This is a genomic window from Rheinheimera sp. EpRS3, from assembly GCF_001513785.1.
In the GTDB taxonomy this organism is placed as follows: domain Bacteria; phylum Pseudomonadota; class Gammaproteobacteria; order Enterobacterales; family Alteromonadaceae; genus Alishewanella.
Map to the genome: position 1 here is coordinate 608,425 of NZ_LNQS01000008.1, position 22,432 is coordinate 630,856.

The following is a 22,432-nucleotide window of genomic DNA, read 5'->3' on the forward strand; positions in this document are numbered from 1 at the left end:
AACTGTTTGTTAAACATGATTTTCCCGATTTAAGCAGCGTGTTCTGATACAAACCATCGAATTTTGGTTGAAATAGAAACAACATGATACTGGTACGCAGTGAGCCACCAATACGGAGCAACATTCACTTTTGATCAGCAGGAAAAACAAAAAGGCTAAAACCGGCGGCTATCCCCGCCAGTGTGTTTAAGCAGATTTAATATACGACGTTTAATTATTGGCTTAGTTCGCTAAGGCTGCCGTTGGTTAAATCCAGCATAAAATGCGCATCGCTCTCACCGTGGCGAAAGGCCTGTAGCAGCTGAAACACGCCGCCAAACTGCCGGGCAAAGCTGTCGTGGCCGGTTTCGGCTTTCGCCGCCAGTAAACGTGTAAGCAGTTGGTACTGTGCCAGCCGCTGCGGGCTGATATCCTGCAACGCCAGGCTGCCAGCATTGCGCAGGCGGTAAAAATCCAGCGCTAAATCAAAGCCACTCCAGTTGGCAAAATCTTCAGCATCAAAGCCCGCCTCTATTATCATCGTATTGGCTTTCGTTGCTGCTTGCTGCCAGTTTGGGCTTTGCTGCAAGGTTGGTAGCTCTGCCAATAGTTGTGCTAAAGGCTGTGGGCTTTGCAGTTGTGATAACACCAGCATTTGCCAGCCATTTAATGCCAGCAGGTTATCGCGCAGCGGCGCTGGCCAGTCTTGCGGTAAAAAGCGTTGCCGGGTTAATTCGCTAAGGTGCCAGTTGGTAAATTCGCGGTAGTTTTTTGCCGTTAAAATCGCGTTATTCCACAACTGTGCGCCCTGCTGAGCCAGGGTGCTATGCTCTTGCTGATAGTGCTCAAACAGCTCGTTATAACGCGGAACATCATCCAGTACCACCGTTTGTACTTCAACTTTTTGCTGTGGTTTTATGCTCACCAGCTTATACGCCGGTACATAAGCGGCCAGCGACGGTGCCTGTACATTAACCAGCACTTTGCCATCCGGGCTTTTGCTAATGCCGGTGTCGTTAAAATGCATATGGCCGCCGATATGCAGTTTTAAGCCGGTGGCAGCCAGCAACTGGCTGACATTATCGGCCGGGCGGCGCGCCAGCTGAAAACTGTCGGCGCCAAACTGTTCGGCTATCGCATCCGACTGACCATTGTAAAACTCGGTCATCGGGTAATGACTAAAAGCGATTAAGGTTTTACCGGTTTGCTCAGCGCGCTGCACAACCTGTGTTATCCAGTCGGTTACCTGGGTTTTATGGCTGAACATACGGTTGTAACCGGCATTGCCGGCCCCGGCATAACTGCTGCCACCGGCCTGCGGCAAATAAACGTTGGCATCTATTGCCAGCAACCATACACCGGCCACCGGCTCTACCAGATAACTGCTGTCAGGCACCATACTGCACTGGCTGAAACCGGGTTGCTTGTAACGCCCGCCGGTGCCTTGCAGGCATATTTCATATTGGCGCTGCTTGTAGGTAGCTTGTTCTTTGGCGAGGTTAGCGCTGTAGTTATGTTCGGTATAATCGCTGTACGGCGTTTCCCAATAGATATAATCCGGCTGCGGGTAAAAACCAAACGGCGCCAGCTGCGCCATAATCTCTTTATAGCCCAGCTCTTTTACCTCTTCGCTGCAAATGGTGCTGAGTTTGCTGTGGCTTTGTACTGCCGGTAATTTAGCTGAGCACGCTGCACTGCCGGGGCTGTAGATGGGTTGCTCGTAGCCATTAACGCCTAAATAATCGCTTTTACCGGCCGGGCGGCTAAAGGGCCGTACCGGATCATGGTTACCGGGAGCGGCAAAAAACTGCATGCCGTAAGTGTCACTGTAATGCTGCAAAATGGCCGCCAGACCACGGATATGCAGCGGCTGGCCGTCATCGCTAAAATCACCCGGCAGCGCTATCAGCTTAACACCGCGCGCGGCGGCATCGTCCAGTGCGGCCAGTAAAGCAAAGTAGTTTTCGTTAAATAACCGGGTCGATTTAAGCTGTGCCGCCATACTGCGGATAGTGGCATTTTTACCGCTTTGGCTGTTAGGTAAACCGGTAAATGCCGCATCGCTGAAACTGGCGTAAATATCGTGAAAATGAATATCCGGCATAAAAGCGATTTGCAGCTCCTGGCCGGTGGCTAACTCAGTAGATGTTATTGATGTTGGTACTGATGTTAAAGCGGGTGTTGAGGCTGGCGGCGACGAACAGGCGCTGATACTAATACCTAGTACGGTACTTACTGCTGCCAGAGAAAAACCGGAAAAATGCTTAAACTGCATACTTTTGCCAATTGCTACTACAAAATAAAAACAGTGTACCGCCAGCGCTGTAACATGCAAAGTTACAGCGCTGCGGTGCTTTTAGGCGGTTAGAAATCCGCGCGGATGCCTAAACTAATACGGCGGCCGGAGAACTCATTCATCACCGGGAACAACGGGCTTAATGTATAGCCGGTCGCTTCTTCGTCGGTAATATTAATACCTTTTAAGCTCAGCTTGATATTGTCGGTAAGGTTATAGCCAATAGCGATATCGACCTGGCCATAAGCATCACGGTATACCGGGTACATATTCAGGTGAATATATTCTACGTACTTATCTTTGTAGTTATAAGAAATGCGGGTATCGAAGCTGTCATTCTCATAATACAGCGTAAAGTTGTAGGTTGTATCGGCCAGGCCTTCCGGCGGGGTGGGAATATCCAAATCAGAAGCGCCGGTTAAGGAGTTATCCAGCATGGTGTAGTTGCTGTTAATACCAAAACCTTCCAGCGCTGGATGCAACACGCTTAGCGGCAGTTGAGCAATCAGCTCCAGCCCGGTTACTTTATACGAGCCTTCAGCATTTACCGGCTGAAATACTTCAAAATCGTAGTAACCATCTAAAGTACCGTTGGCGTTAAGCTTTTCCACATCTTCTACCACACCGGTCAGGGCTTCACGCACCACACCGTCAATTTCTTTCCAGAAGTAAGACGCCGCCAGAATACCACCGTTTTCCAGATACCATTCCACACCGGCTTCCCACTGCTTGGCCGTAGTCGGTTTAAGATCCGGGTTGCCGTCTTTAAAGCGGAATTCACTCCAGCTAACCGAGCGCTTATAAGCAATATCACCCAGTGCCGGGCGCATCAGAGTTTCTGACGCTGCAGCGCGTAATAATACGCCGTCGGCCAGCTCCATGGTCATATTCAGGCTGGGTAGCACGTCGTTGTAGCTGCCATCTTTCGAAATAGGCGTATCGGTATAACCGTTAGAGCCGTCGTCGTTTTGCACCTGGTGGTAACCAAAAGACAATACCGAGGTATCTACTGCCCGCACACCGGCGTTCAGTGTTACCGGCATGCCGGCCAGGTCAAAGTCCAGGTTTGCCATGGCATATAGGCTAAGCACTTCTTCATCTACGCGGTAGTAATCGCCTTCGTTAAACGGCGTGCTAAAACCGGCATAGCGAAAGGTGTTGCGGGCGTAATCGTTCGCTACCTGCATCCAGTTCAGATCTTTAGCTTTGTAAGCACCGCCTGGCACTATATCCGTTACCCATTGCAGCTCGCTGTCGGCCAGGGTGCGGGTGTTTACCCAGGACGAGTCACCTGCAGCCGGGCCCTGAATTTTAGTACCGCCAAACTGGCGCTCTTTTGATTTATCGGTGTAACGCACACCAAACTGCACACTGCTCAGCGCTGGCATAAATGACAGCTCAAGCGACTTTTTAAAATCAAGCTGGGCGGCATATTTATCGTCAGTAACACTTTCCAGCTCGGTTTCGTATGCCTCAAACAGGTAGCTTTGCGGCGAGTTGTACATATCAATACTGGCCGGGTTATCGCTGACAATGGTTTCACCGCCCGTCGCTGTCCAGCGCGTACGTGAAGGCGCATAGGCTACATGTTTCAGGTTAGCGTAATCCTGATCTTTTTCCGCACCGGAAAAACCTAACAGGCCGTTAATATCCCAGCCGTGGGTTTGCCAGTCCAGCGCCAGGCTGTACTGCGAGTAATCGGTTTCGTTAATACGCTCTTTACTTAAAAACTCGTGCTGTGTCGCCGTGTAAGACACATCGGTCAGTACCACTATGCCGTATTGCGCCAGCGTGGTGTCATCGTAATCGTGGATGGTTTCCAGCGTGCTGCGGCTGGATGCCGAATAAGCCGCGGCATCATACTCATCTTCTGTGACATCGTAGCCACCTTTCATCGCATCAAAGGTCAGGCTGAAATCATTGCCTGGCTTGTATTGCAGCGATGCGGTAGCGCCCCATTTATCCTGATCATTCAGGTATAGCCGGTCGCCGACTTTATCCTGAAAAATAATCCGGCTGGTTTCGTTTTTATCTCTGCGATCTGCTACCACTACACCGGCATCACGTTCCAGCACAGCTGCGGCCTGATCAGAGCGCGTGCCTGTAGCTTCCAAAAAGCGGCCCATTGGCCGAAAGTTAATACCGGAGTTAGCGTCGGTTCTGTTAGTACGCGTAGCTTTAGAAAACGATACCAAAGCGCCCCAGTCACCAAAAGTATCGCTGGCTAAAAAGGAAAACTTAGGATCAATTTCTTCTGAAATAGAGTTATGCGCACCTTCAGCCGACACAATCAGCTTGCGCTCGCTGTAATCAAATGGCCGCGCGGTAGAGATCATTACCGAACCGGCAATACCGCCTTCTTCATCAGCGGCTGTCGGCGATTTTTGCACAGTAACGCTTTGAATAATTTCTGAGGCAAAAATATCAAATTCCACATCGCGGCCACCACTGCCTGATGCTGTCGCCAGGTTGTTTATCGACACATGGGTAAATTCACTTGGCAGGCTGCGCACGTTAATTTTACTGCCCAGGCCTTTATTGCGCTCTATGGTAACGCCCGGCATCCGTTGTAGCGCTTCGGCCAGGTTTTGCTCGGGGAAATCGGCTACATCGGTAGCAACGATAGAATCAGAAAAACCAATATTGGTTTTTTTCAAATCGATGGCTTTTTCCAAACTGCGGCTATAACTGCCGGTAACTGAAATCACCTCAACAGCTTGCTCTGCATTGTTGTCTGCGGTTTGCGCCAGCACTGGCGTTGCAGCGGCAACCAGCGCAGCACCGATTAAAATTTGCTGCACTGCACGGCTTAATGGTTTTTGTTGTAATTTGCTGATGTCGTTGTGTTTAATAGAGGACTGCATGTGTGTACCCACTGCTAATAGCTATCGCCGGCCCGGCCGCTGTTATAGCAACCCGGCATAGCGCGCACGGTTATTATCGGATTGGTGACTAAGTGCAGTGCTCCCGGGTGACAATAACTCAGAATTACCGTAGCACTGCGTCCTGCTAACAGGAACGCCGCTACAGTACAGTAGCTATATGATGGTTTTCTTACAGTAAAATTAATGATTTACGACAGCGAAGTGCTCCGGCAATCCGCAGGCAGCGGGCTACTCGGCCCAGCGTTGGCGGATAGCCAGAATGTCAGGCAGGTGTTGCTCCAGCAAATCGACCAGCCGGGGCTCAAAATGCAGGCCTTTTTGCGCCCGCATATACTGCAGTGTTTCTTCAATACCCCAGGCTTGTTTATACGGCCGCGCACTGGTTAGCGCATCAAATACATCCGACACCGCCACAATACGGGCTTCAAGCGGAATAGCCTCGCCCGCCAGGCCATGCGGATAACCGCTGCCATCCCATTTTTCGTGATGATACAGCGCCACCACTTTTGCCATACGCAGCAGATCAGAATCACATTCGCCGATAATTTCTGCGCCTATCAGCGGGTGTTGTTGCATCTGCTGATACTCTTCTGCAGTAAGCTTGCCGGGCTTAAGTAAAATACTGTCGGCGATGCCTATTTTGCCAATATCGTGCATTGGCGCGGCGTGCAGTAAGTCTTCTGCCTGGTGCGCAGATAAACCATAAGCCAGTGCCAGTACCTGGGCGTAGTGGCTCATACGCATAACATGCAGGCCGGTTTCGTTATCTTTATATTCTGCCGCCCGGCCCAGGCGCTGAATAACCTGCAGCCGGGTTTGTTTCAGCTCGTCGGCGCGTACCAGCGACAAATGGGTTTTAACCCTGGCCCTCACTACAGCAGGTGATACCGGTTTGGTAATGTAATCTACTGCCCCCACCGCAAAGCCTTTGGTTTCGTCTATCTCGTCTTTTAACGCGGTAACAAAAATAACCGGCAGCCGCTGGGTCGCCGGGCTGGCTTTTAAGCGGGCGCACACATCGTAGCCGGTCATCCCCGGCATCATCACATCCAGCAAAATCAGATCCGGCTGCTGCTGTTGCACTAACTGCAGCGCCTCTTCACCACTTTTGGCAAACAGCAGCCGATAGTCGTCCTGCAATATAGTGCGCAGCACCCGCAAGTTGGTTGGCTCATCATCTACCAGCAACAATGTTTGCTTGTCGGCCATCAGTGTTGTCCTGTATTGATATGCTGTTGCAGTTGCTCCAGTACCGCTAAAGCATGGGCAAAGTCAAAATCATTTACTGCATCCAGCAGTGATAAGATCAGCGTCTCGTGTTTACCACTGTATATTTCCAGCTGTTTTAGTACATTGTCGTCCAGCTCGTGGCGCTGCAGCGCCAGGTGCAGGGGGGTAAGCAACGCTGCCAGTGCATTATCATCAAACTGCTGCAGAGTTTTCGCCGCACCGTTACCGGCCTGTTGTTGCAACTGCTGGCATGCCGCCTGATATTGCGGCCAGTTTTGCATAATCTGTTGTAAGGTTTTATCTGCCCGCTGATGCTGTTGCTGCCGGGCAGCCTGTTCTAACTCACCACATAACTTACTCAGTTGCTCTAATGCCAGGTTACCACTTACGCCTTTAATGGCATGCGCCACTTTTTGCAACTCGTCAAAACGCTGCGCCTGCAGATACTCTGCCGCTTTTGTCAGCATCGGTTGTTGCTGTTGCAAAAACTGCTCAAGCTGCTGCTGGTAATGTGCTACCGAGCCCCACAATTGTAGCGCTTTTGTCATATTCAGCAGTTGCAATACCGCAGGCTCTGCTGCTGCAACAATAGCCGTTGGGCCGGCATTAAGCTGCAGCACCCGTGCTATTTCGTTAGTTAGCACAGCAAAATCAACCGGTTTGCTGGCGAACCCCTGCATACCAGCCTCTTTGGCGGCAACCTTATCTTCATCCAGTACACTGGCGGTTAGCGCAATCACCGGCAACGGCTTACGCTGCTGCGCCTGTTCCCATTGGCGGATCAGTCTGCAAGCCTCCAGGCCATCCATTACCGGCATCTGAATATCCATCAGTACCACATCAAAATGCTGCTGTTGCACTGCAGCTACCGCTTGCTCGCCATCGGCCACGGCAACCACCGTATGCCCGGCGCGTTCCAGCATCAGCTGCAGCAGTTCCAGATTTTGCGCTATGTCATCGGTTATCAGCACAGATAACGCCGGCAGCGCCAGCGCCTGGTCAGTATTGTGTTGCACCAGGGCCACTCCCGGTTGCAGCGGTACAGTAAAGCTAAAACAGCTACCCACGTCTTCGGTGCTTTGTACGCTGATCTGGCCGCCCATCAGCTCGACTAACTGTTTACTGATGGTGGTACCAAGGCCGGTACCACCGAAGCGGCGGCTCATTGAGGCATCAGCCTGAGTAAAAGCGTCAAAAATGTACGGCAAACGCTGCGGTGAAATACCAATACCAGTATCAACAATGCTGAATGTCAGCTCTGACGGTGCACTTAACTGCACTTTTACCCTGACACTGCCCTGCTCAGTAAATTTAATCGCATTGCCCAGCAGATTGGTAAGCACCTGGCGCAACCGGTCTGGCGCACCGTAATAAAACTCGCCCGCCGCCGGGTCCAGCTCCAGCGTCAGTTGCAGTTGTTTTTTGCGGGCCTGCAGCCACAAAGTAGACACCACGGTATCCAGCAGCGCCGGTAACGAAAAGTCGGTGTACTCAAGCTCCAGCTTGCCTTTTTCCAGTTTGGCGCTGTCAAGAATATCGTTTAGCAGGTGCAGCAAAGAGCGCGCAGCACTGTGGATGGTTTGCAGGTGTTTATGTTGCTGCGGGGGTAAATCGTCCGACAGCATTAAATCGCTAAAACCAATAATGGCATTCATTGGTGTGCGGATCTCATGGCTCATATTGGCTAAAAAGGCGGCACGGGCTTCGGCAGCCTGCTCTGCCGTATCTTTGGCCAATACCAGCTCTTGTTCCATCTGTTTGCGGGTGGTGATATCCATTAAGAAGCCGTCTAACCAGATAATATCGCCGTTGTCTGATTTAATCGCTTCGCCGTGCTCTAAAATCCAGCGCCAGCTGCCATCATGATGGCGGATGCGGTATTCCAGCGTAAAACTGCCCTGATACAAGTCCAGCTGGGTAGTGGTAGCTTTATCGGCCGGGTGCACTAAATCAGACCAGCTGCGCTGTGGCGATGGCAGCATAAAATCGCTGGGCGGGTAACCCGACAACAATTCAACGGCATCGCTGATAAACAACATGTCCCAGTTGTCATTGTGCAAACAACGGTAAGCCGCACCGGGAATATTGCTGATTAACGAGCGGTACTTTTCTTCATTATCTCTGGCCAGAATTTCTTTGGCCTTAACCTGCTGGTTCAGCTCGCGGTATTTAAACAGCAAATTCACCGCCACCACCAGGCCAGTGATCATCAGCGTAATAAAAGCTACCGCCAGTGACAGCTGCCAGGAAATATCGTTGTTGTCGCTCATAGCTGTAAAGCCCGGCGGCGGTACAAAACGGGCTGCAGCCATACCGGTATAATGCATACCGCTGATTGCCGCTCCCATCACCACACTACTTAGCAACGTAAGCCAGTGCGGTGCCAGATTAAAACGGCGCAAGCCAAAGCGCACCCATAGCGCAATAATGGCCAGCACTACCGCCACCAGAATAGACAACAAAAACATCGGCAAGTCGTAGCGCAGCGCCACCGACATCTGCATGGCTGCCATGCCCATATAATGCATGGTACCAATACCGGCCCCCACGAGTACGCCGCCGCTCAGCAGTTGTAAGCTACGCAGTTGCTTTTTACTGATCAGGTCAAGCGCTACCCAGGAGGCGGCAATACTGGGAATCATAGATAAAAAGGTTAAACCTGGCTGATAACTGACACCGGTACACAAGGCAAACGCCAGCATACCGATAAAATGCATCGACCAGACACCGCCACCCAGCGCAATACTGCCGCTGCCCAGCATCAGCAGGCGCAGATTTTTTTTCTTAACACTGATAGCCTGGGCGGTAATATGAATGGCAATCGCAGAAGAAAATACCGCAATCAGAAAAGACAGCAGCACCAAGCTGGGGTCATAACTGCCGGCAAGCAGCAAAGGGTCGGCCGGATGCTCAAACCACTGACGTAACCAATCCAACATTTCTACCCTACACTGCTTATGCTTTGAGCAAATGTTAACAGATTACAGCTAGAAGGCTATGTCAGTTGCGCTGGTATAGCAGTATCCTCCGTCAAATAACGGCCAGACTCGCTTACAGCGCTATTGCTAAGCCGCAGCGTTAACAACTGGCACAATTTCTGCTTTATTTCGGTACAGGCAAACATTCCAGCCACAGCGGAGCGCATCGTATGACAGTGTCAGGCCTTAGTATCAATAACTATCAGCTGCAATATCAGTTGTTAAAACCAGAAACCGAAGCTTTCGACAGCAGCGCACAGCGGCAAGAAATTGCCGGCATAGCCACAACTGCGGCAACCCCGGCAACACAACAAGCGCCGCAGCAGCAGGATGAAACCAGCAAGCAGCAAGAAGCGTTCTTAACTCAGCTGATGGAGCAAATGCTGGCTAACCGCATCGGGCTGGATAAGCAAAAGTACGATGAAATACAGCAGAAAATAGAAGAAGCCCAGGCCGAAAAAGAAGCCCTGCAACAGCAACCACAAAGCCCGGAGCGCGACGGTAAAATAGCCGCCTTAGATGCAAAGCTGGATAAACTCGGCAAAGCTCTCGAAGGCCTGTTAGCAGAAGCCAACCGCAACCGCGAAGCTAAAGAACGCGAAAAGCAAACAGTAAATGCCGTGCAGCAATATCAGCTAACAGCGGCAACAGACAAAGAGCCAACGCTGTTTTTGTAACAGCTGTTAGTTATCTGGCCAGTAATTCATTTCGCACAATCTCTGCCCCTGCCGCTAAGGCATTCAGCTTGCCGGTAGCAACGTCACGGGATAACGGCGCCATACCACAGTTAGTGCAGGGGTAAAGCTTGTCGGCATCGACATACTGCAGCGCTTTTCTCAGCGTCGCCGCCACTTGCTCCGCTGTTTCTATGGTGTCAGTTGCCACATCAATGGCGCCTACCATCACTTTTTTACCGCGGATAAGCTCCAGTAGCTCAAGCGGTACCCGCGAGTTGTGGCACTCCAAGGATATAATATCGATATTGGATTGTTGCAGTTTGGGGAATACCGCTTCGTATTGGCGCCACTCGGAACCCAAGGTTTTTTTCCAATCGGTATTGGCTTTAATGCCATAGCCATAGCAAATATGTACTGCCGTTTCGCATTTAAGCCCTTCGATGGCGCGCTCTAAACACTTAATGCCCCACTCATTGACCTCATCAAAAAACACATTAAAGGCCGGTTCATCAAACTGAATAATATCCACACCGGCAGCTTCTAAGTCTTTTGCTTCCTGGTTCAGTATCTTGGCAAATTCCCACGCCAGTTGCTCACGGCTTTTATAATGGTCATCGTACAGCGTGTCGATCATCGTCATCGGGCCAGGCAGCGCCCATTTTATCGGCTGGCTGGTTTGCGCGCGTAAAAACTTAGCATCTTCAACAAACACCGGCTTTGGCCGCGACACCGGGCCCACTACTGTGGGTACACTGGCATCATAGCGGTTACGAATTCTGACCGTCTTACGCTGGTTAAAATCCACACCGCTTAAGTGTTCTATAAAGGTGGTGACAAAGTGTTGCCGCGTTTGCTCGCCATCACTGACAATATCAATGCCGGCCAGTTGCTGCTGTTGCAACGACAGCCGCAGCGCATCCTGTTTGCCATCAGCGAGTTCTTCACCCTGCAACTTCCACGGTGACCAAAGTGTTTCCGGCTGTGCCAGCCAGGATGGTTTAGGTAAACTGCCGGCCGTTGAGGTAGGTAATAATACTTTTTGTAGTAAATGCTTGTTCATAATTCGTATTTTATCCGGGTTATTAAGCGTAGTTAGCCGACCATTGTTCCAGCGTTGCGCGGTGCGGTTTAATAAAGTGCTCTTCAGCAAACCGGCCCTGGGCTATAGCTAACTTGCTGCGCTCTTCGCGGTCATACACAATTTGCGTAATGGAATGATCCTGATTTTTTAAATCCGGTTTATAGCTTTTGCCTGCAACCGCATTGGCGTTATAAATCTCCGGCCGGTAAATTTTTTGAAAGGTTTCCATGGTGCTGATGGTGCTAATCAGCTCAAGATTGGTGTAATCGTTAAGTAAGTCACCGACGAAATGGAAGGCCAAGGGCGCGACACTGTTTGCCGGCATAAAATAGCGTACCTGCAAGCCCATCTTTCTAAAATACTGCTCGGTTAACGACGACTCGTTTGCCAGGTACTCCACTCCCAATACCGGATGCTGGTTTTCCGTGCGCTGATAGGTTTTGTTATCCGATACACTCAGGCAGATAACCGGCGGCTTTTTAAAATGCTGCTTGTAAGCACTTGAGTTAACGAAATATTTAAACAGCTTGCCATGCAGCTCGCCAAAATTCTCCGGGATGCTGAACTGGGCTTGCTGCTTATTATGCTCCAGCAGCAATACGCTAAAATCATAGTCCCGCACATAAGAGGAAAAGTTATTACCCACTATGCCTTCAATGCGCTCGTTGGTTTTATGATCAACAATATTGGTTTTTAATACTTCAATCGACGGGAAACTTGAGCCATTGCCGTCAATGTCCACATCAACCGAAACGATGTCCAGCTCGACAGAGTAACGATCGCCTTTGGGGTTATCCCATTGCGCTAAGGCGTTAAAACGGTTGTTAATCATCGTTAAAGCGTTACGCAAATTCTGCTGGCGGCACTCACCTCTTGCCAGGTTAGCAAAGTTAGTGGTGATACGGGTACTGTCCGCCGGCTGATAATGTTCATCGAACCGAATACGCTTAATGGTAAAAGTGAAATCTTTGTTCATGCTCTGCTATCCCCTGTGCTAACCGTCGAAAAAACATCTAGACGTCTAGACTTAAAGCCATGTGTAATTTATACACCCGGGGCTGCATGAATAAAAATGATATTATTTCATTAACCCATGAGTAAAAGTCATAGTTAAGCCGTAACGAACGCTTAGCAGGAGGATGACGGGATATCAGATGCTGCGGTCAGCAACGCCCCCTGAGTAAAAGGGGCGGCTGGTATGTAAATGCGTTGGCTAACTTATGCCATCGAGTGCAGGCCGATTAAATTACCTTCACAGTCGCGCACCACGGCGCAAAAGCCATGTTCACCAATCGACATTTTCGGCTGCTGTATACTGCCGCCATTGGCTGCTGCGCGCTCAGCCTGTACTGCACAATCCTCGCAGCCAAAATACACCAAGGTGCCACCGCCGCCGGGGGTAAAACCATCCATTTTTACCAGGCTGCCGCCGGCACCGTAATAACTCATGCCGTTTTCTTTATCCATTGGGAAGAACCACATCTCCATCTCAACCTCCGGCGTGGGTGACGGCATGTGTTCCAGCTTGATATCAAACAGCGCCTGATAAAACGCTATGGCGCGCTGCATATTTTCTACGTAAATTTCAAAATGTACTACCGGGTTAAATTTCATCGCGTTGCTCCTAAATTTGGCAATACCTTGCACAGCCAGCTGATGCTGCAGTAAAGGTAGCAGTGATTAACTCACGGTACTTAGTCGGATGGTGACGGATAAGATCGACGAGCGTTTGGCAGGATTTTAGTAATTTTTCTTAGGCTATTGTTTTACATAACTGAAATTTCTGTTCTGGTTATCTCAGCGTCAGCAGCAAGAGGCTGCGCCACAAGGGCGAGGCTGCTCGAAAAGTAGCAAAGCAGGTTAATTTTGTTCTGTCCCCGATAACCCTACTTTGGAAATAAGCCTTTGCTTTGTATTACGTGAAAAGTAAACATTAATAATGCTCTTCAATATACGCGTATGCCTTGGTGAACAACTCTTTGTCTTTGCCCAAGCCGAACTGTGCCAGCGTTAGTAGCAGGGCTTTCTGTATCTCACGCGGGCCGCTGTTGGAGTTTTGCCAGCCGTCGAAGCGGGTTGCTTTTACTATTTTGTCGATTTGCTCTACTACGTCGCCAATTAGCTTAGGCGTGGTCTCAGGCCGGGTTTCTAGAAAGAGTTTGGTTAGTGCTTGTTTATTATCTTCCTGTGTAACAACTTTATCGCCACTTTCGCGCTCAGCCTGTACGGTGTCTTTGGCTGCGTCTAAAAGGCCTTTTAGCCAGTCTATGGCTTTGATAACTCCGGCTTCGTAGTCTTGACGTAGTTTCTCTAACCGTTCGCCCAACGCAACGAATTTAGGGTCGTGACTGCCACGTAGGCGACCCATCAGGTCGATTTCTAATTTACGCGCCCGCTGTTCTTGCTCTTTATCTGTCAGGGTAAAGATGGCGTGCTCATCCATTACCAGCTCATCGATATCATCCCGGATGCGATTAATATCGGTATGCTGGTGTATAAGCTGAATGGTTTCTGGGCCTAATGCTGCCCAAACTAATGCGCCGGTTTGGCCGACTGGGCGCACTGATTCATAAATCTGCGCCAGCCATTTGTAATCTTTGCGGTAGGTGTTTAAGAATGGGTCAGGGTTAATTGCCGACCATAGTTTGGCGACTACGCCAAAGGCTGCAGCAAATTCGTCGCGTTTTTCATTGGTAGGCAGGCACTCTTGCGCGGTCATAATGCCCTCAAAACCTTCAAGACTTCGGTCAACATTTGGAAAGAAGGCCAAGCACTTTTCTAGCTGCAGCGGCAATAGGGCTTTAAAGGCTTCAATGCCTTCCACTACGCCTTCAATTTCTTCCGGGTTGTACGCCAGTGCCGTGCGCAGGTTTTCAAATACGCCGAGGTAGTCGATGATCAGGCCCATTTGTTTACGGGTTTCATCGTTCTGATACAGCCGGTTAGTGCGGCACATAGCCTGTAACAGGGTATGGTCACGTAATGGTTTATCTAAGTACATGCAATAGCAGATAGGTGCATCAAAGCCGGTTAGTAGCTTGGCTGTTACGATAAGTAACTGCAGCGGCTGTTTTGGGTCTTTGTAGGTTTCTATCAGATCTTTTTGCTTTTGCTCATCGTCATCGATGCTTTGCCAGCGTTCAAAGTCACTCTGTTTAACCGGCAGCTTTAAATCATCATGCCATTTGCGCCAGTCTTTATTAACCTTGCCTTTCTTATCACCGTCTGGCGCTTTAATTGGGGCTTGGTCAATATTCATCACCACTTCAACAGCATCAAACCCGAGCCTTTCACCCAGCAAGTAATACATCTGCACACAGGCATCACGGTCGTACACCACCACCATAGCCTTCATCTTTTTCGGCTTAACGTGGCAGGTAAAGTGCTCGGCAATATCGGCGCTAACTGCAGCCATACGTTTAGGCGCTTTTAGCATAATAGCCAGTTTGCCAGCACGTTTAGACAGCTCAGCTTTTTCTTCTTCGTCCAGGTTGTTGGCGGCGGCTAAGGCTTCAAACTCTTTGTCTATTGCTTCACGGTCTACCCGAAGCTCTGCCAGGCGTGGTTCAAACTTTACCGGGTTAGTAGCACCGTCACGGATAGACTGCTTATAGCTATAACGGTTCATGTAACGACCAGGGTCGTCTTCGGCACCAAATAACTTAAAGGTATTGCGATCTATACCTGAAATAGGTGTACCGGTTAAACCGTAAAAATGGGCATTAGGCAGCGCCCAGCGCATTTTGTCACCTAAACCCCCTTCTTGGGTGCGGTGCGCTTCATCGACCAGCACAATGATATTGTCGCGATCGTTCAGGCCTTTTTTATTGGCTTCGTCGATTTCAACATCTTTAAATTTGAAGATGGTGGTAATTAAAATACCCCGGCTATCTTGCTCGATATACTCACCAAGCTTTTTGCAGCTTTGCACTTTAATCAGGTTTTTAACGTCGGCACCGCCAAAGGTTTCACTGATTTGGCTATCTAAATCTCGCCGGTCTACCACTACCAACACAGTCGGGTTTTTCAACTGGTTATCTGCCCGCAGCATCTTAGCGGCATACAGCATTAATAATGACTTACCAGAGCCCTGGAAGTGCCAGATAAGGCCTTTTTTCGGGTAGCCACGGCGCACCCGCTCCACAATTTGCTTAGCGGCTTCAAACTGCGGGTAACGCGGTAATATTTTTATGCGTTTAGGTGGCGTGTTTTTTCCGGTTTTAACCGTTGAAAACAACGCGAACGATTCCAGCAGCTGCAATAAGGTAACCGGATTTAGTAAACCCTCAGCACTGTTAAGTACAGTTTGCAGGCCGGGTAAAATGTCATCGCGTAAATCAGTGTTATGCCACGGCCCCCAGTCTTTAGGGCCAGCATTAATAGCACCATAAGCAAAGGTTTTACCTTCACTGGCAAAGCACAGCAGGTTAGGCACAAAAAATGGCGCTACATTTTGCCAGTAGTGCTTTTTACCACCCATAAAATCAGCGGCACCGTCTTGCCAGCTAACACTTGGCCGGGTGGCAGTTTTTACTTCACCCACCACCAACGGGATGCCATTAACGTACAGCACAACATCAAAATACACTTCAGTGGCAGCGATATAATGCACCTGCTGCGACACGACAAAATGGTTGTTTTTGATATCGTCAAAATCAATCAGGTTAATGGTGATATGGTCGCCATTTTCACCAAAGGGTAGGCTTTTCTCTGCCAACAGCCATTCCTGAAAGTTTTCGTTGGCTTTTACCAGGCCGGTATGCTTGGCCTCCAGAATAACGCCACGAAGTTTATAAATAACCTCGTCCGCCAGGTCCGGCTGTTTAGCGATATCAGGGTTTAACGAACAAAGCGCGTCTTTTAGCCACTCATCAACAAAGATATCGTGTGCTTGCTTTGGCAGGCTATCACCGTGGCAGTAAGTCCAATTTACCCCGCTTAAACCCTTTAAGCGGTCGATAATTCCATTTTCCGTGACAGTTTGTTCGTTAAACATTAAGTTACCTACTCGAAGTATTTTGATTTAACACCTGCAAATAAATTAAACATCTTTTTATAATGCTCTTTCAAAACATCAATTTGCCTATCAAATTCGCGAAGAACTTTTTCTATCTCTATTATTCTCTCAGGAGGAGGAACAAGGATTGGCAAACTTTTCAAACTACCAGGATTTATGTTTGCTTGGCTAACCCCGGGAGTAGCAAAAGCTTTTAACCTATATTGAACTAAGGGAAGATTTAAATACTGAGTCAGATAATATGGAGTTAGCTTTTCAGTATCAGCGACTAAACGGATTAAGTAGGAAGCAAATAGATAGTCCTCTTTCAGCTCGAATATTCCTGTTCTTCCAACCCACTCCATGCTGTTGGTTCTATTGAAAACTATGTCTCCATAATTTAACAAGTACTTTCTTGCTTCCTCGATAGAATAATCTAAATACTTTAGATCATTCGGATCTACGTATCCATTTGTAATATTCATCATACGAAGCACGGGATAGCGCCCAGTTGCCTCCAGCGAGTCAGATAACCCATATTGAGTATCTTTAAGAACGTCGCCCACTCTCAGTATCTGCCATCCTTGGGGAACATTAACCCTCAATGGTCCAAATAATTGTCGATACCAATTACCCTCAAGCATTAGCGCGTAAGCCGTGCGAATTTTTGCCTTACTTAACTCTTCTAATAAATTTTCAGACTTACGCAAAGAATCCTCTGCTGCATCCAAAACAGATATGCAAACTTCTTGAGGGAAATGTGGAATAGATATATTCAGCTTCGAGAGCACAGAGAAATTTGTTCTTGGTGAAAGAGAACCAGAAGAATTTAAAACTGCCCAATTCCATACAACTTCAGACTGAACTATATGCTTTATAATGCCATGTGAAATTGTCGTATTTTTTCTAGGCTCCATAACAATGATGTCACCAGAACAAATTCCGTCGAATTCGGCTATCGCAGCTTTTTTTAAGTAAGGACGTCGTTTACCGAATAATATTTGTCCCTTTTTGAAAACACGATTAAAGCTTGGATTGTCTTCTGCGATGCTTCCCCACCGCTTTATTTTTAGCGAGCCAGTATCCAAATGCTCTAGGCCAATATAACGCTCGTAACCATCAGCAACTGGATCTTTGGTGGTTAATTTTACTTCGCGATAAATATCACCGAATTTAACAGTTTGTTTATCATTCATTTTTTTTCTACCTCGTAACCCAACTGCGCGAGGCTTTGGAGTAGTTTATTGGTCTGTTTCTTCAACAGCACCCTGCTAATTTTCCAAGTCTCTACCGCATGCTCAATATCATGCACTTCCTCATCGTCTTTGGTTTGCACATAAAGCGGAATCGACAGGTTGTAGAGGTTTTCTTTAATAGTATCGATATCAACCAGTGCGGTAATATCGCTTTGCTTTTCCGGCTCGAAATAGGCTTCGCACAGCACTGCGAGGTCATCATCCGATAAGCGGCTATGCGCCCGTTCGCGGGTAACATGCTCAACGCCGTTGATAAACAGCACCTTGTTTTTACGCTCGGCTGGCTTGTTGCAGTTAAGCACTACTACACAAGATTCCATCGGTGAGTTATAGAACAGGTTTGGCCCAAGGCCAATTACTGCTTCGATAATGTCAGACTCAATTACCTGCTTTCGAATAGCCTGCTCAGAGTCACGGAACAACACGCCGTGTGGCCACAGCATGGCAGCTCTGCCAGTATCTGCTTTTAGACTCTTGATGATATGGGTGTAAAACGCATAGTCGGCACAGCCTTGCGGCGGTACACCAAATAAATTGCGGCCATAAGGGTCGGCAGCAAATTTGTCGCGGTTCCACTTTTTAATGGAGTACGGCGGGTTGGCAAAGATTACATCGAACTGCTTTAGCTGGTCGTTTTCGATAAATTTAGGCTCTGCCAGGGTATCGCCACGCAGCACTTCAAACTCTTCGATATCATGTAAAAACATGTTCATACGGGCGATAGCTGAGGTAAGCAGGTTTACTTCCTGGCCGAACAACTTAACGCTACGCCATTCTTTACCGTCTGAGCGTAAGTCCATCACCGCATTTAGAAGCATGCCACCAGTACCACAGGTTGGGTCGTAGGCGGTTTCGCCGGGTTTAAGCTGCATAATGCGTGTCATTAAATGCACAACAGTGCGGTTGGTATAAAACTCGGCAGCTGTGTGGCCAGAATCGTCAGCAAACTTTTTAATTAGGTATTCGTAGGCTTCGCCAAGGTCATCTTGTTTAACCGATTTAATACCCAATGGAATTTTACTGAAGTGTTCAATTAAATCGGCCAATAGATGATCAGGCAGGCGCTCTTTGTTAGTCCACTGCGCATCACCAAACACACCATGCAAACGCGGATTATTGGCTTCAATTAACCTAAGTGCTGTTTGAATGGCTTCACCAATATTTTTACTGGTATGGCGTACCTTTTCCCAGCGGGCTTCCACCGGAATATCAAAACGGTGATACATGGGCAATGCTGCGTAGTCGGCATCACCATCATGCGCTTCGAATGCCTCAACATACTCTTCTAAGTAAACGTCAGACAAACGCTTGTAAAACAACAGCGGGAAGATGTACTGCTTGTAATCTGAGGCGTCAATTTGGCCGCGTAGAAATTCAGCTGCGCCCCAGAGTAAATCTTCTAAATTTTTTCTGTTCATAGACGGTAATCCAAATATTCAGGACCATCACACCAGATGTTTATATAGCCATTTCTTAACTGGGGGCCTGCCTGCGAAAGGATGAAGACCGTTTTGGGTTTCTTGTCGGCCAGTCTTTCCAGTTCATTAACCTTAAAGCGTTTAAAGCCAGACTCTACAAGCTTATCGAGCGGCATGTAAATTGATGGTCTCTTAGTAATTTCTGCAGAAGTGAGTGTTTTATCAAAGACTATGGAATATCCATTTTCTTTTTTATTAAACCAAGCTTTACCGTAATAAATTCGAAATTCATCTTCTAACTCAGATAAGTCCTGACCATTAATTTCAACAAAGAAGTCTCTGATGTTAATTACGCCGACCTCCGGAAGCTGTATCGTGTGTGATTCATGCGCTAAAAAAGCATCTATTAGTGATGATAGCGTTTTTGAACGTTGAATTTTTCGCTTACCTGACTCTTCGGTGTTGCCTTGTCTTGCTTTTCCGTCAGTGTCCGAAGTAACTCGTGTATCTCCCATAGACACAGGTCTTTTGGTGCTGGGGGGCTGTAAATTAAGACGAATAGCATTATCAATGTATTCATCGCTATCACTATAAATGTCCGTTTTCGAATTTGTTCGTTTTTTCTGCTTCTCAATATCCTTTGCTATGTCGCAATTAGGACTATGTTCACCAACGACTTTATAATATGGATCGCGCTTTCTCTTATCTTTGGGGCGTTCTAAATTAGCACATGTGACTGGCGCGCTACAGTGTTCATCCGGACACTGAAAACTAAATTTGGATTTAACAACGCCAGCTGAAAACTGTCGATCAGCTTCTTCTGCAGTGATATTTAACTTGATATCTTCTGCATATGCCTTCTCTAACTTCATATTTCGAACCCCTCTTCTATAAGAAGGGCTTCAAGCTCTTCTTCAGCTCTTTCCAGCGCAGCGAGCTTTTTCTGAAAATCTTTCAATGCCTCTTCTACGGTAATGCTTTCTTCTTCCAATGGCTTTTGCACGTAGCGCGCAATATTCAGGTTAAAGTCGTTTTCGGCAATTTCATTAAGGCTTACCCAGCGGGCAACGCCTTCAATTTCATCTGCCTTGGTGCCGGTCAAATATTGCTGATGATAGATGCGGTAAATTTCATCAGACTGGTCATTGCTAAGAGTATTTTGCGCACGGCCTTTGGTGTAGATTTCTTCGGCGTTAATAATAAGCACATGATTGTTATGTTCTGCAGGCCGGTTTTGCCGCAGTACCAGAATACAGGCCGGAATGCCTGTGCCGTAGAACAAGTTGCTGGCCAGGCCAATAATGGCCTCTATTTTATTTTGCTTAAGTAGTGCTGTTCTGATAACACCTTCGGCAGCACCGCGAAATAGCACACCGTGCGGTAATACTACTGCCATGCGACCTTTGCTGTTAAGTGACGCCAGCATATGCTGCACCCAGGCAAAATCGCCATTAGTTTGTGGGGCCAGGCCATATTGCTTTCTACCATATTGGTCATTTTGCCATTTGTCATAACCCCACTCTTTTAAGCTAAAAGGCGGATTGGCAATAACACAATCAAAGGCTTCCAGCTGATCATTAACGACAAATTTAGGGTCACGCAGTGTATCGCCCCGCAAAATCTGAAAATCCTCCTGGCCGTGTAAGAACAGGTTCATCCGAGCAATAGCCTCGGTTGTCAGGTTTTTTTCCTGGCCTTTGATTTTTAGCAGGCGTGGATCACCGCCGTTTTCTTGAACATGGTGAATGGTCTCCAGCAACATACCGCCCGTACCACAGGCCGGGTCGTACACACTTTCACCGGCAACCGGGTCCAGCACGTTTACCATTAAGCGAATAATAGTACGAGGCGTGTAGAACTCACCGGCCTTTTTATTGGCTTTGTCGGCAAAGCGTTTAATCAGGTACTCATAGGCGCGGCCCATGTCATCATCACGCACGCTAGCCACGCCTAAATTCACCTTATTAAAGTGATTCAGTAAGGTTGATAGCAGCTCGTCTGACAAGCGTTCTTTGTTAGTCCAACTGGCATCACCGAAAATGCCATATAAGTGTGGGTTAGCTACTTCGATAGTACGAAAGGCATCTTTAAGTGCCTGACCAATATCTTTGGTTTTAGCAAATACCTGGCTCCAGTGTGCTTCGGCTGGAATTTTAATGCGGTGGAACATGTCGCCACGGGCTAACTCTTCATCAGCCACCTGCTTCATGGCATCATCAAATTCTTCGTCATACACATCGCAAATGCGCTTAAAGAACAGTACCGGAAATATATAAGTCTTGTAGTCTGATGCATCGATGGGGCCGGTAATAATGTGCGCGGCATGCCATAGATGTGCTTCCAGATCCTTCAAGTTAATCAATGTCATCTACAACTCAATTCTTGTTATGAAATAGCAATGGGGTTAAACAGAATACTGTACAGCTCTTCAACGCTGTAATACACAGTGAATTTACTCTTCAGTATTTTTTTATTTCAGGGCGTTCAGCTTTCACATCGTCGTTATTGCCCTTGATATGCTGAGCCACTTTAAAGTCGGTTACATCTAATAAAGGTTCATCGGCTGATGTACCAAAAAACAGAAAGGATCCACAAGTTGCATGGTGTTTTCATCAAAGTATCCAGATAACGCAGCCAGATAGTATTCGTACTAAGGCTTTTTGCTTAACAACACAAAGCCAGCAAAATACACCGCCAGTGCTATAAGCGGTAGGGTGAAGATCCAGTAGCCGCTGGTGTCGGCTGCATTTTGGTAGTTAATAATGCCTAAAATTATGCCCACTATGCCCGAGCCGGGTAACCATACCCAGGCGCTTAGCATATAGGCGTGCAGCAAACGGTTACGTTGCTGTATCCCCATCGACGTATAAAAGCCAATAGCGAACACGATATAAGCGGCAAAAAAGGTGGCGATGCAGGCGAAGATGGTCCAGCCTAATGTCATATCCTGTCCTTGGTAGGTTAGGCCTTTAATAATGCTATTAACGGCCTTAAGTGGGTACAGCTGGCGTTATTTTGCGATACTTAACGGCAGATGTAAAATAAAGCGTTTCATCATTCAGCACAAAGTCACCGGCTTATGGTGACACTGCAATATTTAACAAGGATGCCCGGCTTGAAAGCGTTACTATTACTTAGTGCCACGGTAATAACCGTAGTTTGCTCAGGGCCTATACAAGCCGCGGTGCCCAGCCACTGCAGTGCGGAAGAAATGACCTTGTTCTCATGCCAAATTGAACAGTCTGCCAAGGTGGTGTCGTTGTGTGCATCGCAGCCTTTGTCAAAGGCATCGGCGCTGGCTTACCGTTTTGGTAAGCCGGGTAATATTGAACTTGAATTTCCGAAAACGGCCGTTAATTCAATCGAAAAGTTTCGTTTTGCGCATTACTTCCGCTATCAGGTCGACCGCAAAACCCTGGCGTTTAATATTGGCCACTACCACTATATGTTGTTCGATTATTACGAAGGTGAGGAAACCCCGCCTTACGGGCGTGGTATTTTGGTAACTGACACCCGGCACAGCGATAAAACAGTTTCCTTGCTATGCCGTGATGAAGTGGTGGCTGAGCTGCCGCTGCTTAACGATATTGTGCCCTGTGATGCCGGCAATGCCCTGGCGAATTGCTGAAACGGTAC

15 protein-coding genes are annotated in these 22,432 nt (G+C 48.0%); 2 read left to right on the top strand and 13 right to left on the bottom strand.

Going from position 1 to position 22,432, the window contains the following annotated elements; translation table 11 throughout:
• Window positions 1-214 precede the first annotated feature (214 nt).
• The 4 genes from AR688_RS11415 to AR688_RS11430 all read right to left on the bottom strand — a co-directional run bounded on the left by AR688_RS11415 (window position 215) and on the right by AR688_RS11430 (window position 9,329).
• On the bottom strand, window positions 215-2,254 hold the full coding sequence (locus AR688_RS11415) for a metallophosphoesterase (protein WP_082694764.1): 2,040 nt from the start codon (window positions 2,252-2,254) through the stop codon (window positions 215-217).
• A gap of 89 nt (window positions 2,255-2,343) precedes the next feature.
• Complete coding sequence (locus AR688_RS11420; protein WP_068233514.1) at window positions 2,344-5,139, bottom strand: TonB-dependent receptor; 2,796 nt, start codon at window positions 5,137-5,139, stop codon at window positions 2,344-2,346.
• A gap of 249 nt (window positions 5,140-5,388) precedes the next feature.
• Window positions 5,389-6,369, bottom strand: a complete 981-nt coding sequence (locus tag AR688_RS11425) for a response regulator (protein ID WP_197412204.1) — start codon at window positions 6,367-6,369, stop codon at window positions 5,389-5,391.
• Window positions 6,369-9,329, bottom strand: a complete 2,961-nt coding sequence (locus AR688_RS11430; protein WP_231732045.1) for an MHYT domain-containing protein — start codon at window positions 9,327-9,329, stop codon at window positions 6,369-6,371. The genes AR688_RS11425 and AR688_RS11430 overlap by 1 nt, the downstream gene beginning before the upstream one ends.
• 209 nt (window positions 9,330-9,538) lie before the next feature.
• On the opposite strand from AR688_RS11430, the gene AR688_RS11435 reads away from it, so the two are divergent.
• Window positions 9,539-10,045 carry a hypothetical protein gene (locus tag AR688_RS11435; protein WP_068233518.1) on the top strand — a complete coding sequence of 169 codons (507 nt, stop codon included), beginning with the start codon at window positions 9,539-9,541 and terminating at the stop codon, window positions 10,043-10,045.
• Between the two features lie 10 nt (window positions 10,046-10,055).
• Here the strand turns inward: AR688_RS11435 and AR688_RS11440 are convergent, their stop codons facing one another.
• The 9 genes from AR688_RS11440 to AR688_RS11480 all read right to left on the bottom strand — a co-directional run bounded on the left by AR688_RS11440 (window position 10,056) and on the right by AR688_RS11480 (window position 21,740).
• A complete protein-coding gene (locus AR688_RS11440) occupies window positions 10,056-11,105 on the bottom strand; it encodes a methionine synthase (RefSeq protein WP_068233524.1) in 1,050 nt (349 codons plus the stop codon).
• A gap of 22 nt (window positions 11,106-11,127) precedes the next feature.
• Window positions 11,128-12,102: a DUF1852 domain-containing protein gene (locus AR688_RS11445; RefSeq protein WP_068233525.1), complete on the bottom strand. Its 975-nt coding sequence runs from the start codon at window positions 12,100-12,102 to the stop codon at window positions 11,128-11,130.
• Window positions 12,103-12,344: 242 nt separating this feature from the next.
• A complete protein-coding gene (locus AR688_RS11450; protein ID WP_068233526.1) occupies window positions 12,345-12,740 on the bottom strand; it encodes a VOC family protein in 396 nt (131 codons plus the stop codon).
• Between the two features lie 319 nt (window positions 12,741-13,059).
• Entirely contained in the window at window positions 13,060-16,122 is a 3,063-nt protein-coding gene (locus AR688_RS11455) for a type I restriction endonuclease subunit R (protein WP_068233527.1), read from the bottom strand.
• Between the two features lie 8 nt (window positions 16,123-16,130).
• The gene (locus AR688_RS11460) at window positions 16,131-17,318 is read right to left on the bottom strand and encodes a restriction endonuclease subunit S (protein ID WP_068233530.1); all 1,188 of its coding nucleotides are present in this window, start codon (window positions 17,316-17,318) and stop codon (window positions 16,131-16,133) included.
• A complete protein-coding gene (locus tag AR688_RS11465) occupies window positions 17,315-18,796 on the bottom strand; it encodes a type I restriction-modification system subunit M (RefSeq protein WP_068233533.1) in 1,482 nt (493 codons plus the stop codon). The genes AR688_RS11460 and AR688_RS11465 overlap by 4 nt, the downstream gene beginning before the upstream one ends.
• Entirely contained in the window at window positions 18,793-19,668 is an 876-nt protein-coding gene (locus AR688_RS11470) for a hypothetical protein (protein WP_068233539.1), read from the bottom strand. The genes AR688_RS11465 and AR688_RS11470 overlap by 4 nt, the downstream gene beginning before the upstream one ends.
• Window positions 19,665-21,164, bottom strand: coding sequence for a type I restriction-modification system subunit M (locus AR688_RS11475; RefSeq protein ID WP_068233542.1), 1,500 nt, complete (start codon window positions 21,162-21,164; stop codon window positions 19,665-19,667). Before AR688_RS11475 ends, AR688_RS11470 begins: the two co-directional genes overlap by 4 nt.
• A gap of 282 nt (window positions 21,165-21,446) precedes the next feature.
• The gene (locus AR688_RS11480; protein ID WP_068233546.1) at window positions 21,447-21,740 is read right to left on the bottom strand and encodes a hypothetical protein; all 294 of its coding nucleotides are present in this window, start codon (window positions 21,738-21,740) and stop codon (window positions 21,447-21,449) included.
• A 171-nt stretch (window positions 21,741-21,911) separates the two neighbouring features.
• Between AR688_RS11480 and AR688_RS11485 the strand changes: the two genes are divergently transcribed.
• Window positions 21,912-22,424: a hypothetical protein gene (locus tag AR688_RS11485; RefSeq protein ID WP_156420283.1), complete on the top strand. Its 513-nt coding sequence runs from the start codon at window positions 21,912-21,914 to the stop codon at window positions 22,422-22,424.
• The last annotated feature ends 8 nt before the right edge of the window (window positions 22,425-22,432 follow it).